Source organism: Streptococcus sp. 20925_1_44, assembly GCF_041432435.1.
Taxonomy (GTDB): domain Bacteria; phylum Bacillota; class Bacilli; order Lactobacillales; family Streptococcaceae; genus Streptococcus; species Streptococcus infantis.
The window spans coordinates 282,758-299,487 of sequence record NZ_JAPVZQ010000001.1 but is presented as its reverse complement, the minus strand read 5'-3'; the positions used below and the strand labels follow the sequence as shown (position 1 = coordinate 299,487).

The following is a 16,730-nucleotide window of genomic DNA, read 5'->3' as shown; positions in this document are numbered from 1 at the left end:
TATTAGTCCTCATATAATGGGAAGGCATCTGTCAAGGATTTGACTGCACTTCTCACTTCTTCTAAGACAGCTTCGTTTTCTGCATTCTTAAGGGCTTTAATAATAAGTTCAGCAACTTGACGGCTTTCTTTTTCACCAAAACCACGAGCAGTAATTGCTGCCGCTCCGATACGAATACCACTTGTCTTGAATGGTGACAATGTTTCGTAAGGGATTGAGTTTTTATTAAGGGTAATGTTGACCTCATCCAATAAGTTTTGGGCTACTTTTCCACTTTCTACAACCTTTGTGACATCCACTAAGAAGAGGTGGTTTTCAGTACCACCAGAGATAATACGGAAATCAGAATCTTGCAAGAAGACATCTGCCATAGCCTTGCTGTTCTTGATAACATTAGCAGCATATTCTTTAAAGGCTGGATCCAATACTTCTTTAAAGGCTACAGCCTTAGCAGCAACAACATGCTCTAAAGGACCACCTTGGATACCTGGGAAAATAGCGGAATTGATTTTTTTAGCAAGGTCTTCATCGTTCGTCAAAATCAATCCACCACGTGGTCCACGAAGAGTTTTGTGGGTCGTTGTCGTTGTGATATGTGCGTATGGAACTGGATTTGGATGAAGACCAGCTGCAACCAAGCCAGCAATGTGGGCCATGTCGACCATGAGTTTTGCGCCTACAGCATCCGCAATTTCACGGAATTTTGAGAAATCAATGATGTGAGAATAGGCTGAGGCACCAGCAACGATAAGTTTTGGTTGAACTTCTTGAGCTTGTTTCAAGATGGCGTCAAAGTCCAATAGCTCTGTCTCCGGATCAACGCTATATGAAACAAAGTTATAGGTTTGACCTGAGAAACTTACAGGAGCTCCGTGAGTCAAGTGCCCACCCGCAGCTAAATCCATCCCCATAACAGTATCACCTGGCTCAATCAAAGCCATGTATGCTGCACAGTTAGCTTGACTTCCTGAGTGAGGTTGGACATTGGCAAATTTAGCACCAAAGATTTCTTTCGCACGTTCAATAGCTAGACTTTCGATAACATCCACTACATCAGTACCACCATAGTAACGACGTCCTGGATAACCTTCAGCGTATTTATTAGTCAAGATAGAACCTTGCGCTGCCATTACAGCCTTAGATACAACGTTCTCTGAAGCAATCAACTCAATATTGTTTTGTTGACGTTCCTCTTCTTTGGCAATGGCATTCCAAAGATCAGCATCATATGCTTTAAAATCATCTTTGTCAAAAATCATATGTCTTCTCCTTTAATTAACTTAATAAATCGTTTCTGCATTTTATCACAAGTATAACCCACTCTTTCATAAAATGCATGCGCACCAAGACGATGGTCTGCAGAGTTTAATCGAATAAACTCATAACCCCGTCTTTTTGCTTCTTGTTCTAATCCATGGAGCAAAATTTTCCCGATGCCCTTACCTTGCATCTGGGGTACCACTGCTAAAGCCAAAATATTAAAACCGGCATTAGAATAAAGGGATTCATAAACCTCAGCATGTACATACCCAAGTAAGTCATGGCTGGTCGGTTCCTCAAACCCCAGTAGGAAATGATGTGAGTCTTGAGACAACTTATCTAGTTGACTAGCCGTTTCCTCAAGGCTAAAATCATAACCTAAAGCATCTTTGTTAATCTCATGAATCGATGCAACATCTGTTGCTTTCAAAGCACGTAGCATATCATACCTCCTCAAAAGGAATTTCAGGTATCTTGGCAAGGATATCTTCTCGAGTTATCGAACCTTGGCGTAGAATTCTTGCCTTAGAAGCAGTCAAATCTAAAATAGTCGAATCTTGACCTGTTAAAAAAGCATCATCTTCTATTCCCAAAACCTCTTGTCCAAATTCTTTTAAAATTTCTTCAAAGCTAACACCGCTTGTATGCCCTGAAATATTTGCAGACGGGCCGATTAAGGGACCAAACGCACGAATCAAGTCTAGAGTGACGGGATGACTGGGCATCCGAAAACCAACTGTCGTTAAGTCTGAATTGACCCAGTAAGGGACCTTGTCATTAGCTTCTAAGATAATGGTCAAAGGCCCAGGAAGAAAACTATCAACAAGTTTTTGTAAATAAGGTGGCTGATTATTTGAAAAGTTCAAGATATCGTCTAGATGAGCGACATTGAGATTAAGTGCCTTGTCTCTTGGACGACGTTTAAGCTGGTAGACATAATCAACAGCTTTTTTATCTAGCGCTTTTGCAAAAAGTCCATAAACTGTTTCGGTCGGCAAAACTACAGCTCCACCCTTTTCCAACTTTTGCTTAATTTTCTCCATCATCAATGACTACCATCCTATCTTGGCCAAATTGGTCTTTGAGCGTTCGAACTCGCTTCTCAGGAAGATTTTCCATAAAGAGAGCGGGCACACTTTGACCTTGTTTGTAGCCAATTTCGAGATAAATCTTACCACCATCATTTAGATAGTCCTTGGAGTCTTCCGCGATTCTACGGTAGATAGCTAGGCCATCCTCGTCAGCAAAAAGTGCCAAATGAGGTTCTGAATGCAAAACATTCAAGCCAACTTCTTCTTGATCTTCACGAGATATGTATGGTGGATTGGATACAATTATATCATATTTTGAAGAAATTTCGGAGAAACAGTCAGATTTGATAAAAGAGAGATTTAGATTTTGAGCGTTAGCATTCTCCAACGATAAGTCTAAAGCATCCTGTGAAATATCCGCAGCTGTGACCGACCAATCTGGTCTATTTTTAGCTAAAGCAAGGGCTATTGCACCGCTTCCTGTTCCGATATCTAGTACTTTGAGATTGTCCTTTAGATTCTCGGCTAGGATGAGCTCCACCAACTCTTCTGTCTCTGGGCGAGGAATCAAGACTCGCTCATCAACCTTTAACTGCATCCCAAAAAATTCTGCATGACCGATAATGTACTGGGCAGGTATATGATTTGCCAGTTTCGTGTAAATTTCCTCTACAAACTCTTTTTCTTCCTCTGTTACTTCTTGCTGGAGGGCAAAGACGAAGTCTGTAAAAGATAGATTTTTTAGGCTACGATAGACAAAGGAGAGGCTTTCTGCTTCCTCTCCTTGTGCTATTAACTTTTCCTCAAAATCTTTAAAAATTTGAGCTAATTTCATTATTTGTTTAATTCTTCCAATTTTTGTGTTTGGTCATAAAGAACCAAGGCATCTACAACTTCATCCAATTTACCAGCTAGAATTGTATCAAGTTTTTGTAGAGTCAAGCCGATACGATGGTCTGTTACACGGTTTTGTGGGAAGTTATAAGTACGGATACGCTCTGAACGATCACCAGTACCGATAGTAGACTTACGTTCAGCATCTTGCTCATCTTGGGCAATCTGAGCAAAGTGGTCAGCCACACGCGCACGGATGATCTTCATGGCCTTCTCACGGTTTTTCTGCTGGGTACGTTCTTCCTGCATCTCCACCTTGATATTGGTTGGTAAGTGGACGATACGAACGGCAGTCGCAACCTTATTGACGTTCTGTCCACCAGCACCAGATGCGTGGTAGATATCCACACGAAGGTCTTTTGGATCAATATCGTACTCTACTTCTTCTACCTCAGGCATGACAAGGACAGTTGCTGTCGAAGTATGGACACGTCCTTGGCTTTCTGTCACAGGGACACGTTGCACACGATGGGCACCTGATTCATACTTGAGTTTAGAATAAACTGACTGACCAGAAACCATGGCAATCACTTCTTTGAAACCGCCGACACCGTTCATAGACGCTTCCATAACTTCAAAGCGCCAGCCTTGGGCTTCAGCATACTTTTGGTACATTGTTAGAAGGTCACCAGCAAAAAGTGCTGCTTCGTCTCCACCAGCTGCCCCACGGATTTCAAGGATGATGTTCTTATCATCGTTTGGATCCTTTGGAAGAAGCAAGATTTTCAATTTTTCTTCGTACTCTTCTTTTTCTGCCTTAGCATCCTTGAGTTCTTGTTTCGCCATTTCTTCCAAGTCAGCATCTCCGCCTGATTCTTTAATCATTTCTTCAGCATCAACGATGTTTTGAAGGACTTGTTTGTATTCACGGTAGGCTGTTACGGTATCACGAGTTGAAGCTTCTTCTTTTGAAAGCTCCATGAAACGCTTGGTATCAGAGACCACATCAGGGTCGCTCAGCAATTCTCCTAATTCTTCATAACGGTCTTCTACAGCTTGTAGTTGATCATAGATGTTCATTTTTTCTCCTTATTTCTCAATTGTTAAATCGTATATTGCTACTACTTCGTTCTCAAATATTTCCCCAGTTTCTTTAAATCCATAACTGAGGTAACAAGATCTTGCATGTTCATTTTCTGGTTCATAAGACAACCAAAGTTTATTGGATAAACCTGCTGGCGCTTTCCGAACATAGTCTAGCACCTTATCCATAATTAGTTTAAAATAACCTTGATCTTGAAAATGCTTATCAATCATGAAACGAAATAGTAAATAATTTCCATTACTAATTCCGATTTTTTTATCATAAGCTAACATCACAAAACCTATGATTGCATCATTATCGTAAACTGCCAATGGAGCTACAAAATCTCCATTTTTTGTGTAGACATATGCTTCAGCTAAACTAATTGCGTTGGTAGCAATAAATTGTTTTTGATATTCCTTAACATCCAAATTCAGAACATCAAAATAATTTTTCATTGTAACATCTCTTAGTTCAATTGACATAGTCTTGTTCCTTTTTAGATGTTATCAGTGGGGCAAAATAATGTTTACGGCAAACCGAGATATAGGTTTCATTCCCACCTATCTGGATTTGTTCACCATCATAAACAGGCAGTCCGTCCTGCGTACGCAACACCATGGTCGCCTTTTTCTTACAATACTGACAGATGGTTTTGATCTCATCAATTTTATCTGCTAATAACAATAGATGTTTAGATCCTTCGAACAGCTCATTGCGAAAGTCGTTCTTTAAACCAAAGGCCATAACAGGTATGTCTAACTCATCGACGACACGAGCTAAATCGTAAACATGGTGACGCTTCAGAAATTGGGCTTCATCGACCAAAACACAGTAGGGTTTTTCAGGTAAGTCTCGAATAAAACCAAAAATATCCGTAGTATCATCGATAGCAACTGCTGGTCGCTTCATGCCAATCCGACTCGACACATAGCCTATACCGTCTCTTGTATCCAGAGCCGAAGTCATGATAACAACTCCCTTTCCTTGCTCCTCATAGTTATAGGCTACCTTGAGAATCTCGATGGTCTTTCCTGAATTCATGGTCCCATAACGATAATACAACTGTGCCATGTTTCTATTTCACGTCCATTTCTAATTTTCTGCTACATTCTAGTATATCATATTTTCCAAAAGCTTTAAACGGCAAAATGTGGTAAAATAGAAGAAATCAAAAACTAGTGGAGGAAGCTATTATGCCATTTGTACGCATCGATTTATTTGAAGGTCGCACGCTCGAGCAAAAGAAAGTCCTAGCAAAGGAAGTAACCGAAGCTGTGGTTCGTAACACTGGTGCACCACAATCTGCTGTTCATGTCATCATCAACGATATGCCTGAAGGAACTTACTTCCCGCAAGGGGAAATGCGCACTAAGTAAAGCTTAAGCGATATGCTTAGGCTTTTCTTTATAAGTGGCATTCGTTGAATAAAAAACTTTATTTTGTTACAATTTTAAGAGATATTTGTATATAAATTGTTAAAAGGAAATGAAATGATTACACGTGAATTTGATACCATTGCTGCAATCTCGACTCCGCTTGGTGAAGGGGCGATTGGGATTGTTCGCCTAAGCGGAACGGATAGCTTTGCTATTGCACAAAAAATTTTTAAAGGCAAAGACTTGAGCAAGGTTGCTAGCCACAGCCTTAATTACGGCCACATTGTTGACCCTTTGACTGGTAAGGTTATGGACGAGGTCATGGTTGGGGCTATGAAGTCTCCGAAGACCTTTACTCGTGAGGATATTATAGAGATTAATACCCACGGTGGGATTGCTGTGACCAATGAAATCCTGCAATTGGCTATCCGTGAAGGGGCTCGCATGGCAGAACCTGGTGAGTTTACCAAACGTGCCTTCCTAAACGGTCGTGTAGACTTGACTCAGGCTGAAGCTGTAATGGATATCATCCGTGCTAAGACTGACAAGGCTATGAATATAGCAGTCAAACAACTTGATGGATCCCTATCTGACCTCATTAACAATACTCGTCAGGAAATTCTCAATACTTTGGCTCAGGTTGAGGTTAATATCGATTACCCTGAGTATGACGATGTGGAAGAAGCCACTACTGCTGTTGTCCGCGAAAAAACTATGGAGTTTGAACAACTCTTGACCAATCTCCTAAAAACTGCACGTCGTGGGAAAATCCTCCGCGAAGGAATTGCAACGGCCATCATTGGTCGTCCCAACGTAGGGAAGTCAAGTCTACTTAATAACCTCCTGCGCGAAGATAAAGCCATTGTAACAGATATTGCAGGGACTACTCGAGATGTCATTGAAGAATACGTCAATATCAACGGTGTTCCACTGAAGTTGATTGATACTGCTGGCATTCGTGAAACAGATGATGTCGTGGAACAGATCGGGGTTGAACGCTCCAAAAAAGCCCTTAAGGAAGCTGACTTAGTTCTACTAGTCCTAAATGCTAGTGAACCTCTAACTGCTCAAGACCGACAACTTCTTGAAATTAGCCAAGATACTAATCGAATCATCCTACTTAATAAAACTGACCTGCCAGAAGCGATTGAAACTGCTGAGCTTCCAGATGATGTCATTCGTATTTCAGTCCTTAAAAATCAAAACATTGATAAGATTGAAGAACGCATCAATAACCTCTTCTTTGAAAATGCTGGCTTGGTCGAACAAGATGCTACCTATCTATCCAACGCCCGTCATATTTCATTAATCGAAAAGGCTGTTGAAAGCTTACAAGCAGTTAACGAAGGTCTTGAACTGGGCATGCCAGTTGATCTGCTTCAAGTTGATTTAACTCGAACCTGGGAAATCCTCGGAGAAATTACAGGTGATGCAGCGCCAGATGAACTTATTACTCAATTGTTCAGCCAATTCTGTTTAGGTAAATAAAAAATTATAAAAAGGAGTTATGATGAAATATCCAACATTACTAGAGCGTTTTTTAACTTATGTTAAGGTTAACACACGTTCAGACGAAAATTCTACTACTACACCAAGTACTCAAAGTCAAGTAGACTTTGCGACTAATGTCCTCATCCCAGAAATGAAACGTGTCGGTTTGCAAAATGTCTATTATTTGCCAAACGGTTTTGCTATCGGTACTCTTCCAGCTAACAATCCAAGTTTAACTCGCAAGATTGGTTTTATCTCTCACATGGATACGGCTGATTTTAATGCTGAAGGCGTTAATCCTCAGGTTATTGAAAACTACGACGGTGGAGTTATCGAACTTGGGAATTCTGGTTTCAAACTTGATCCAGCTGATTTTAAGAGTTTAGAGAAATATCCCGGCCAAACTTTGATTACTACAGATGGAACTACGCTTCTCGGTGCTGATGACAAATCTGGTATCGCCGAAATCATGACAGCTATCGAATACTTGAACGCTCATCCTGAAATAAAACACTGTGAAATTCGAGTTGGATTCGGACCAGATGAAGAAATCGGTGTTGGTGCCAACAAATTTGATGCAGAAGACTTCAATGTTGACTTCGCTTATACAGTTGATGGCGGCCCTCTTGGAGAATTGCAATACGAAACCTTTTCTGCTGCAGGTGCTGAACTTCACTTCCAAGGACGTAATGTACACCCAGGTACTGCTAAGGGACAAATGGTCAATGCTCTCCAGTTAGCCATCGACTTCCACAATCAACTTCCAGCTGGTGATCGACCTGAGTTGACTGAGGGTTACCAAGGTTTCTTCCATCTTATGGATGTAACAGGTACTGTCGAGGAAGCGCGTGCTAGCTACATCATTCGCGACTTTGAAAAAGAAAGCTTCGAAGCGCGTAAAGCTGCAATGCAAGCTATTGCTGATAAGATGAACCAAGAGCTTGGAAGTGATCGTGTTACCTTAACTCTTACCGACCAATACTACAACATGAAAGAAGTTATCGAAAAGGATATGACTCCAATCACTATTGCTAAAGCAGTGATGGAAAGTCTTGATATTACACCAATTATCGAGCCTATCCGTGGTGGAACAGACGGTTCTAAGATTTCCTTCATGGGAATTCCTACTCCAAATATCTTCGCTGGTGGCGAAAATATGCACGGTCGTTTCGAATATGTCAGTCTCCAAACTATGGAGCGTGCAGTTGATACAATCATTGGAATTGTATCTTATAAAGACTAAAAAAGACGAGGTAGCTTAGCTACTTCGTCTTTTTTTATTCTGCGACTTTTTCTGTTGATTCAGGATTTAGTTCAGTTGTTGTTTCAGAAGTTTTCTCTGTTGTTGTCTGCACTGAGCTTGGTTCTACTTGCTTATCAGTGCTTGCTTGACCTGGTGTTTCTTGTTTTGCTTCAACAGGTGTTTCTTGACTTGGCGTTGCTTTAGATCTAAGCTCTTGATTTAACAAGACTATTTCTTGGGTAACTGCTAGAAGAGCCTGCTTATCTTTACTTGCTGCTGCTAGTTTATCAAATAGAGCATCTACTTTTTCAAAGTCAGCATCTGAACCATTATTCATTTCCAAATAAGTATGGAGAGCAATGACACCGTTATAGAGTTTTTGGTAAAGAACTAAAACCTCTGGGTCTTGTTTCGAATTATCACGTTCATTTTGGATTGTTAGTGAAATACGTTTCAAAAGATCTTGAACCTGTGTATTTAATTCATCAAGGTCTGCGTCTTCTTTCTCCAAAGCAACCTTCAGATTTTTCACTTCGTCAGAGAGTGAAGCTTTAACCCCCTCCTCATTGACTTGATTCACTAATTCTTTAGCTTTTGTTAGTAACTCTTCTACTTGCCCTTTTAAGACATGGTTACTTTGTTCCTCAGGCTTGAGATCATCATACAAACCTTTCAAGAACTCATAGACTGCAGTTTTAGCACTATGGCCATCCACTTTTTCTGTATCTAAGATTGTTTCAGAAGCCTTGCTTGCAACTGGCTCATTTTTCAGTGCTTCCTCTACTTCCAGTTTTGTTTGATAGATTTCTGGGAAGAGTTTGTTCAAGTCAGTTGCCTTAAGGAAGGATTGTGACTGATAAAGTGTCCACGTTAGGTTGGCAACTTTATTTCTAAGAGTGTCATTTAAGCGACCGTCAGATAGATGTTGGTAGAAATACTTGATGTATTCTACTGTTGTAACTCCAGTACGGTCATTAAAATCTTGCAAAGCTTGTAACTTAGCTTCAACTGCATCTAAACCTGCTTCATCTTGAGCCAGTTTATTTTCTTGAAGCTGAGTCAATAAATCCTTCTTAGGAAGTCCATAAGCATCTGTGTCTAAAGTATTAATCTTATCTACTAAAGCTTGATATTTCTTGTCTAAAGGACTGATTTCTGTTGGTTTGACACTTGAGTCAATGTGAATATACTGTTTATCAAACAAATCCAAAGTTGCCAAATAACCTGCAGTAGAGTTGGTTGAGAGCTTCTTCATATTTTCAGAAAATTGTCCCAAGGCAAGCTCAATTTGTCTTTGTAAAATAGGTTTATCCTTGTAAACTTCACGACTTTCTGCTAGAAGTTGATCAACCTTGTTTTGAACAGTCGTTTCATCAAATGCACCAGGTTGGTAAGTTGACTGTAATGCAGGAATTTTGTTTTTCAAAGCGACTTCATAACCTTTAGTTTGAACCTTGATGTAGTGGTTATGGTCACCATGAGGGATAACAAAGCTACCATTTTCAACCTGCAAGCTATAAGGAGAAACACCATCACGTAGAGCAGTAGTATAGAGTTCGTTTAGGAAATCAAGCTCTGCATCACCTGTTTGAAGCGGAATTCGAACGTGTTCCTTTCGAACCGCATAAGGGTGAATGTGAGTTGGGTCATAAGCCTGGTCTGGATTTCCGAATACAAAGAATCCATTTGAAATTCGGATCGCTTCAAGCGGAACACCATAGGTTTTAGAGATATAAGCCATCTTTTCTTCATCGCTAGCATCTCGAGAGAAACTTTCAACAGTCTTGGCAAGAGGTTTTACAGGCTCTGCCTGATGGTGTCTATGCAAATGTTCTTGAGCAGCTTTAATCTGATCTTGCGTCAAATCTTTTTTAAAGAAATAGTGATTATGATCTCCATGAGAAACAACAAATCCTTTTTCATCTTCACTGATCACTCGATCAACTGCAAAGCCATGATCATGTTCTTCTTCATGATGGTTTCCATGGTTATCATGATGGTGTTCTTCTGGTTTACTACTGTGGTTATCTGGGCTAGTTTCTGAATGTTTATTGCCGTACAAGTGATCTTGGGCAGCCTTAATTTGAGCAGGGGATAAATCTTTTTTAAAGAAGTAATGATTGTGATCACCATGACTCATGATAAAGCCAGCTGCATCTTCGCTGATGACTCTATCCGCATCAAAGCCGTGATCATGGTCTTCACCATGATGGTGGTCATGCTCATCTTCATCATGGTCCTCATGACTTGGACTTGGTGTCACTGGTGACTTAGCTTTCAAATGATCTTGTGCTGCCTTGATTTGCTCAGGTGTCAAATCTTTCTTAAAGAAGTAATGATTGTGATCTCCATGACTCATGACAAAACCTTCTGAATCTTCACTTATAATTCTATTTGCATCAAAACCATGATCGTGTTCCTCTTCTTCATGGTGAACATGTGGTAACGGATTATTTGGTGTAGAATTAGAAGGACTTTCTAAGCTTGGAGTGTTAGATTGTGCTTGATGATTGTTAAGAGATGATTTAGGGATATAGTGATAATGGTCCCCATGTCGTACGATATAAGCATCGCCAGTATCTCTGACAATATCATTAGGGTTAAAGACATAACCATCATCTGCTGCAGAAACACCATTATTCGGTGTCAGTGACAAGGGTTGACTGAGAGCTGTAGTATTCCCTGATAAATATGCTTTTGCGGCTGCTAATTCACCTGCCGACAAGTCACTCTTAGGAATGAAATGATAGTGACCACCATGTGGTACGATATAACCATCACCTGTATCTTTAATGATATCTGAAGCATTAAAGACGTAACCATCATCGGTTGTATAACGTCCTTGAGCTCTAGCTGCCACAACTTCCTTAGAATCATTTTTTTGGTCAGATGTATGCTCTTGTTTTTGTTTTTCAATTTGTTCTTTGGTACGAATATTTTCAGCTTGACTAGCATTTTTTAGGTAGACATAATATTTTCCATCAACTTTGATGATGTAACCACCTTTAATTTCGTTAACGATGTGTTCATCACGCAATTGATAACTTGGATCTTTCATGACTAGTTCTTCACTAAAAATCGCATCGAAAGGAACTTTACCATTATAGTAATGGAAATGGTCACCGTGGGAAGTCACATAGCCTTGATCTGTAATCTTAGTAACAATCTGTTCAGCTTCTATTCCTTCTTTTTTGTTAACTTGATCAGGTGTCAGATTTTCATTCTTTTTTGCATCAGACTCTTTCCCATCAACATAGGATACACGGTTATTTTCTTTGTTCTCAGGCGCTTGGTGTTGATTTAAAGCGTAAGCGCAGACACTTAAGGCAAGGACCACTGCAGATCCTGCTAGATATTTTTTATTAATTTTCATAAACTCCTCATTTCAATTCTTCAGCTAAAATAGCTATATTGTCTTCTAAATTTTCCAAGTAGGACTTATCATTTTGTGGATCGGCCTCTAAAGGATTGAGTGTTTTAAGAGTCACTCCTGTTGATTTGACAAGTGTATCAGCAACTTTAGACGAAGCATTACTCTCTGTAAAGATAGTTTTGACCTTATAATTTTTTACAAATTCTTGAATTTCGGTTAACTGTCTCGGGCTTGGTTCTTGGTCTGGTGAAATACCAGCTATTCCAAGTTGATTTAATCCAAAGCGTTTCGCTAAATATGAAAAAGCTGTGTGTTGAGTTACAAAATTTCTTTGATTGACTTTTTCAAAAATGGGTTGGTATTTCTTGGTCAAATCATGAGCTTTAGCACTAAAACTTTGTGCGTTTTTCTGGTAAGTTTCCTTGTTAGCGCTGTCTAGTTCGGATAACTTATCAGCGATAATCTGAGCTTCTTCAGCAACCTTTTCAGGATCAAGCCAAGTATGAGGATCATACAAGGTCTTCTCATCAATCCCTTCTCCTGCTTTCATATCTTCTAATCCAGGCACGCGCTCCAAGGTCATACCTTCTGATGCTTCTAAGACCTTTACCTTAGACTTTTGCAGGCTTGGATCCAAACTTCCCGCCCATGATTCCAAGGTATGGGAATGATAGACGAAGACATCAGCATCATAGATGGCCGCAATGTCATTCGCAGAAGGTTCAAATGAATGGATACCTGAACTTGACTGAATCATCCGAACGTCATTAAGGTCACCAGAAATTTCTTTGACCATAGCATAGATCGGGTAAAAACTAGTCACAATCTTCATTCCCTTAGTTTCATTGCGATTGTCTTGACTAGCCTTTTGTCCACATGCCCCTAAAATGAGAACAAAGAAGGTAATCATGACCCATAGAATGCTTCTTTTTTTCATAACAACTCCTTAACTAGTATTTAACCATTTAATTAACTAGTAAATAGTTTATCTTTTTTTATTTATTAAGTCAAGTTTTTTTGTCATCAAAAATAAAATCATTGTTTTAGAACTCCTTGATTCATTTTTTAAGACAGCAAATTTCAGTTTTTTAACAAATAAAAGGACATTATTCAATCAAAAATCGAACAATATCCTTTCGAGTAGATTATAATTAATAAAAATATTTTAAGGCTTTACTTGTTTTAGTGTCTTAATGTCATACGTTACTAATTCACCATTTTTATTGTAAAACTGAACACCTTCCGGCTGAAAAATTAGAAACTTAGGATCGATTTGAGCAATTTTTGATAACTTTTCTATATGTTCATTTAAAGTTACTTTATCCAATCCGTAGTCTGGTAAATCATCGTCACTTTCTTCTTTGGAGTTTTCTTTATCTTCAACCTTGTTTTCTGAAGGAATTTTATCGGTTGTACCAGTCTCATTGACGCCTATATTAATCTTCGGTTGTTCCTCAGTTTTATCTACACCAGTCTTATTTTTATCACTATTTTCAGTATTGTTTGAATCAGGTTTTAATTCTTTATTAGGATGTGTAGACGTTTCAGTTTTGGATTCTTTTTCTTTTATTCTTTTTGCTATTAAGTTTTGTGCTTGTTTCCATTCTACTTCTGACAAGTCGGATTTAGTGATACTTCTCAATGAACCACCTCCCGCTCTTGGAATACTAAATGATTTGTCTTCCCATACAAAAGTTTCTTTTGCCAATACATCTTTCGGATCAAAAATATAACCATCTGGAGTTGCAAAACGACCTTCTGCAAGAGCTTTCTGAACTTCTTCAGCAGAATGGATAATTTGCCAATTCTGCATTCCAGCGCGTTTTTCAAGAGGAGTCACATTAGCAATAACGGAACCTGAGTCCTCGTGACCCGGCTTAGACCAAACTTCAGGACGAACCTCAGGGTGTTGCATGACATATTTAATAGTCGCAATTTGATCAGGCTCTAACCATGAGTAAGGCACAACGTGAATATGATCAATGTGTGGAATAATGAATGAACTTCCAGTATCATAAGTAGTATTTGCTGCATGCATCGGCAAACTTGAGACATCTACAGCTAATCTTGGTTTAATCCCTGTGTCTACTATATCATAACGATAATGATTTCGATCCTTAAGCATGAGTTCTTGTTCAGAAAAAGCAATTTGAGTAAGATCAAGTTCGTCTCGAGAATAGAAGTATTCTTTCCCGTCTTCTTTAAGAACATAACCAACTTTACCATCTTTGGTAACTTTGCTAGTCACTTTTCTTGAATTAAATTTTGGTTTATCTTCGTTATTCATTTTCTCTGAAGGAATAACACTATCATTAGCTTGACCTTTTTCCTTCATCCACTTGCTAACTTCATCTAATTCAAATTGTTCTAACTCTCCAAATCCCACATAATGGAAATGATTTCCATGTCTCGCTATAATGCCTGATTTATCAACTGAATAGATAGAATCTTTACTGAATACATATCCATCACTAGTATCGTATGGTTTGCCATCCAGCCCCTTACCATAAGCTTTAATTGAATTTCCTAAAAACGTATGCTCAACTGTACTGTTTGTTGGCTTTTGGGCATTTACTGGCTTGTTGTTTCCATTATTTTGTCCTTTTACTGGAATAATCCGTGCAATCTTTTCTTCCAAAGCTGACATTTGACTATAAGGGATAAAATGATAGTGGTCCCCATGAGGTACTGCTACCCCATTTGCTGTTCTTTTCATGATTTGAGCAGGGTCAAAGAGCAAACCATCGGATTCCACATGACGTTGGCTGAGTGGCAAGGCATAAAGTTGTTTCAAAAGACCAGATACATCTTCACTTGGACTTGCTTGATAACTATTATCCACTTGTGGGCTAACACTTGGGGTCCATCTTCTAGTATTTGCCTCAACATTGCTTTGATTCGTTTGTCTATATGTACTACTATCCGAAGCATCTGATGAGCTGCTAGAAGAATTTGTTGACGGTCGATACCCAACTGAGCTTGTTTGACCACCTTTAGCGGATAAGAAGGCTTGAGCAGCAGCTAATTCACTGGCAGACAAGTCACTCTTAGGAATATAGTGGAAATGATTGCCATGTGGAACGATGTAGGCATCACCCGTGTCCTCAATAATATCACTAGCATTAAAAATATAACCATCATCAGTCGTATAACGTCCCTGAGTTCTTGCTACAGCGACTTCATTACTAACCTTTACTCCGCCACCATGTCCATGTTCCTGCTTCTGACGATTGATCTCATCCTTACTACGAATATTCTCGGAATGAGAAGCATCTTTGAGGTATACATAATAGTGACCATCAACCTTAATGACATAGCCACCCTTGATTTCGTTGACAATATCCTCATTTCGAAGTTGATAATTCGAATCTTTCATCAAGAGTTCTTCACTAATAATAGCGTCATAAGGAACCTTACCATTAAAGTAATGATAATGGTCTCCATGTGAAGTTACGTAGCCTTGATCGGTAATCTTAACGACTATCTGTTCCGCATTAATTCCTTCTCGCTGACTCACCTCATCTGGCGTCAAATTTTCAGTCTTAGTACTAGCCTGATTTCCATCTATATAAGCTACACGATTAGACACTTTGTCAGTCTGCCTTGATTGATAACGACCCAATTCATAACTTGAAAGACTTATTACCATAAGAGCTACTGAACCAAGAACATACTTTTTATTGATTTTCATCTAAACACACTTTCTATTTTCGCTACTAAATATAAGATTTAGGCAACACTATAAGTTCTATGTCATTAACCAGTTAAGTTTATAGGTAGAAATATTTAAAAAAACAATTAAAATGTTCTAATCCTTTTTATAGGTTTCTAGTATTGTTTAGCCAAATATATTGGATTCATAAACTTAACCATTTAATTAACCAGTAAATATTCTACTCCTTAACATTTAAGATGTCAAGTTATAAATTCACTTTTTTCCAAAATTTTACCCAAAAGGAAAAGCACCCAAAAAGATGCTTTCTTATAAACTACCAATGTTAATCTCAGGAAATTTTTTTGGAAGAAGATTCCAGAATTCTTCTAATTGTTCTTCTACTCTATTAGTGTTTCGAATAGTTAGGCTATACTTCTTAGAACTATCCTTTCGGGTATATACAAACTGATAAACTTTTGTAAAACGGCTATAACTTGTACCTACTAAATAGATTCTCCAAACATCTCTGAGATCGATGGCTTGTGTCCCTTTATAATAAGTAATGAGATGATTTTTATACAAAATAACTTTCAAGTCTTGGTTGTAGAACTCGGCTAGAGTATCAAGCATCTCAAGATTTCCTTCTAATTCAGGATACAAACGATAAAGTTCTTTGAACGAATCAATTGTTTTCTTTCGTATGATAAAGGCTGCGACTAAGGTCATTAATCCCATACCAGAGAAAATCACAACACCAAAAATATAGCTCAGGCTGTCTCGAGAATATTCACTGAGACTGAGATAGATTCTTGTATTCATATTACGAGCAACAACTGATTTAGCAGGAAGAATAGAGCTAATAAATTCGTCAAGATTTATAATCTTAGTGTTCTTTGAAGTATTGATAAAATTGGTATTAGTGAGGGGTTCTAACTGAATACCTGTCAGTGTTCCAGGATTATCAGCAAGACTATCTGCATTCTCAAGAAGTTTATTGATTGACTCATCTTTCACTTTAGATTCAACTACAGCAAATTTTCCTTCACCTTCGTTACTATATTGCACAATATAAACAACTGTTCCACCGTCAACTTCACCAACAGGTTCAGGATAGATACCGTAGACTGACATAGTAACTTCTTTTCCAGTATCAGTCGTATCTGCAAAGCTCTCTGTAGGCTTCTTGTGCATTTGACCTAAGAATCCAGATATAGTAGCGAGTGCGAAGAATACGATTGAAATCAAAAGAACTGCGGTAAAGCTTTTATTTCTTTTTTCTTTAAACATTAAAATCTCCTTTAGTCCCTTAATGAAATTATATCAGACTTTATTTCATATCTCATCTCTAATCCTAGTTTTTCTAAGATTTTAACAAAATAA

General features: G+C 38.6%; 14 protein-coding genes. 3 read left to right on the top strand and 11 right to left on the bottom strand.

Going from position 1 to position 16,730, the window contains the following annotated elements:
* Positions 1-2: 2 nt before the first annotated feature.
* From glyA to O3643_RS01365, 7 genes are read right to left on the bottom strand one after another with little or no spacing between them, the layout of a single operon-like run.
* Positions 3-1,259, bottom strand: coding sequence for a serine hydroxymethyltransferase (gene glyA, locus O3643_RS01395; protein ID WP_371499311.1), 1,257 nt, complete (start codon positions 1,257-1,259; stop codon positions 3-5).
* A complete protein-coding gene (locus O3643_RS01390) occupies positions 1,256-1,702 on the bottom strand; it encodes a GNAT family N-acetyltransferase (RefSeq protein WP_371499309.1) in 447 nt (148 codons plus the stop codon). Before O3643_RS01390 ends, glyA begins: the two co-directional genes overlap by 4 nt.
* Position 1,703: 1 nt before the next feature.
* Entirely contained in the window at positions 1,704-2,306 is a 603-nt protein-coding gene (locus tag O3643_RS01385) for an L-threonylcarbamoyladenylate synthase (RefSeq protein ID WP_371499307.1), read from the bottom strand.
* Positions 2,290-3,126 carry a peptide chain release factor N(5)-glutamine methyltransferase gene (gene prmC / locus O3643_RS01380; protein ID WP_371499305.1) on the bottom strand — a complete coding sequence of 279 codons (837 nt, stop codon included), beginning with the start codon at positions 3,124-3,126 and terminating at the stop codon, positions 2,290-2,292. Before prmC ends, O3643_RS01385 begins: the two co-directional genes overlap by 17 nt.
* A complete protein-coding gene (gene prfA, locus O3643_RS01375) occupies positions 3,126-4,205 on the bottom strand; it encodes a peptide chain release factor 1 (RefSeq protein ID WP_371499303.1) in 1,080 nt (359 codons plus the stop codon). The genes prmC and prfA overlap by 1 nt, the downstream gene beginning before the upstream one ends.
* A 9-nt stretch (positions 4,206-4,214) precedes the next feature.
* Entirely contained in the window at positions 4,215-4,694 is a 480-nt protein-coding gene (locus O3643_RS01370) for an N-acetyltransferase (RefSeq protein ID WP_006152180.1), read from the bottom strand.
* Positions 4,684-5,283: a thymidine kinase gene (locus O3643_RS01365; protein ID WP_006151556.1), complete on the bottom strand. Its 600-nt coding sequence runs from the start codon at positions 5,281-5,283 to the stop codon at positions 4,684-4,686. Before O3643_RS01365 ends, O3643_RS01370 begins: the two co-directional genes overlap by 11 nt.
* Positions 5,284-5,405: 122 nt before the next feature.
* On the opposite strand from O3643_RS01365, the gene O3643_RS01360 reads away from it, so the two are divergent.
* The 3 genes from O3643_RS01360 (at position 5,406) to pepT (ending at position 8,322) form a co-directional block, all read left to right on the top strand.
* Positions 5,406-5,588 (top strand): 4-oxalocrotonate tautomerase, encoded by a 183-nt coding sequence (locus O3643_RS01360; RefSeq protein ID WP_054363450.1) that lies wholly within the window; start codon positions 5,406-5,408, stop codon positions 5,586-5,588.
* Between the two features lie 114 nt (positions 5,589-5,702).
* Entirely contained in the window at positions 5,703-7,076 is a 1,374-nt protein-coding gene (gene mnmE, locus O3643_RS01355; RefSeq protein ID WP_371499300.1) for a tRNA uridine-5-carboxymethylaminomethyl(34) synthesis GTPase MnmE, read from the top strand.
* A 22-nt stretch (positions 7,077-7,098) separates the two neighbouring features.
* Positions 7,099-8,322, top strand: a complete 1,224-nt coding sequence (gene pepT / locus O3643_RS01350; protein WP_371499298.1) for a peptidase T — start codon at positions 7,099-7,101, stop codon at positions 8,320-8,322.
* 34 nt (positions 8,323-8,356) lie between these two features.
* Here the strand turns inward: pepT and O3643_RS01345 are convergent, their stop codons facing one another.
* From O3643_RS01345 to O3643_RS01330, 4 genes are all read right to left on the bottom strand, one after another.
* Positions 8,357-11,695: a pneumococcal-type histidine triad protein gene (locus O3643_RS01345; protein ID WP_371499296.1), complete on the bottom strand. Its 3,339-nt coding sequence runs from the start codon at positions 11,693-11,695 to the stop codon at positions 8,357-8,359.
* Between the two features lie 7 nt (positions 11,696-11,702).
* Positions 11,703-12,632: a metal ABC transporter solute-binding protein, Zn/Mn family gene (locus O3643_RS01340; protein ID WP_371499294.1), complete on the bottom strand. Its 930-nt coding sequence runs from the start codon at positions 12,630-12,632 to the stop codon at positions 11,703-11,705.
* Positions 12,633-12,860: 228 nt separating this feature from the next.
* The gene (locus O3643_RS01335; RefSeq protein WP_371499702.1) at positions 12,861-15,380 is read right to left on the bottom strand and encodes a pneumococcal-type histidine triad protein; all 2,520 of its coding nucleotides are present in this window, start codon (positions 15,378-15,380) and stop codon (positions 12,861-12,863) included.
* A gap of 297 nt (positions 15,381-15,677) precedes the next feature.
* A complete protein-coding gene (locus tag O3643_RS01330) occupies positions 15,678-16,637 on the bottom strand; it encodes a hypothetical protein (RefSeq protein ID WP_371499292.1) in 960 nt (319 codons plus the stop codon).
* Between the last annotated feature and the right edge of the window lie 93 nt (positions 16,638-16,730).

Coding starts and splice junctions, on each gene's coding strand:
- glyA (WP_371499311.1), bottom strand. CDS start 1,259: ATGATTTTTGACAAAGATGATTTTAAAGCATATGATGCTGATCTTTGG.
- O3643_RS01390 (WP_371499309.1), bottom strand. CDS start 1,702: ATGCTACGTGCTTTGAAAGCAACAGATGTTGCATCGATTCATGAGATT.
- O3643_RS01385 (WP_371499307.1), bottom strand. CDS start 2,306: ATGATGGAGAAAATTAAGCAAAAGTTGGAAAAGGGTGGAGCTGTAGTT.
- prmC (WP_371499305.1), bottom strand. CDS start 3,126: ATGAAATTAGCTCAAATTTTTAAAGATTTTGAGGAAAAGTTAATAGCA.
- prfA (WP_371499303.1), bottom strand. CDS start 4,205: ATGAACATCTATGATCAACTACAAGCTGTAGAAGACCGTTATGAAGAA.
- O3643_RS01370 (WP_006152180.1), bottom strand. CDS start 4,694: ATGTCAATTGAACTAAGAGATGTTACAATGAAAAATTATTTTGATGTT.
- O3643_RS01365 (WP_006151556.1), bottom strand. CDS start 5,283: ATGGCACAGTTGTATTATCGTTATGGGACCATGAATTCAGGAAAGACC.
- O3643_RS01360 (WP_054363450.1), top strand. CDS start 5,406: ATGCCATTTGTACGCATCGATTTATTTGAAGGTCGCACGCTCGAGCAA.
- mnmE (WP_371499300.1), top strand. CDS start 5,703: ATGATTACACGTGAATTTGATACCATTGCTGCAATCTCGACTCCGCTT.
- pepT (WP_371499298.1), top strand. CDS start 7,099: ATGAAATATCCAACATTACTAGAGCGTTTTTTAACTTATGTTAAGGTT.
- O3643_RS01345 (WP_371499296.1), bottom strand. CDS start 11,695: ATGAAAATTAATAAAAAATATCTAGCAGGATCTGCAGTGGTCCTTGCC.
- O3643_RS01340 (WP_371499294.1), bottom strand. CDS start 12,632: ATGAAAAAAAGAAGCATTCTATGGGTCATGATTACCTTCTTTGTTCTC.
- O3643_RS01330 (WP_371499292.1), bottom strand. CDS start 16,637: ATGTTTAAAGAAAAAAGAAATAAAAGCTTTACCGCAGTTCTTTTGATT.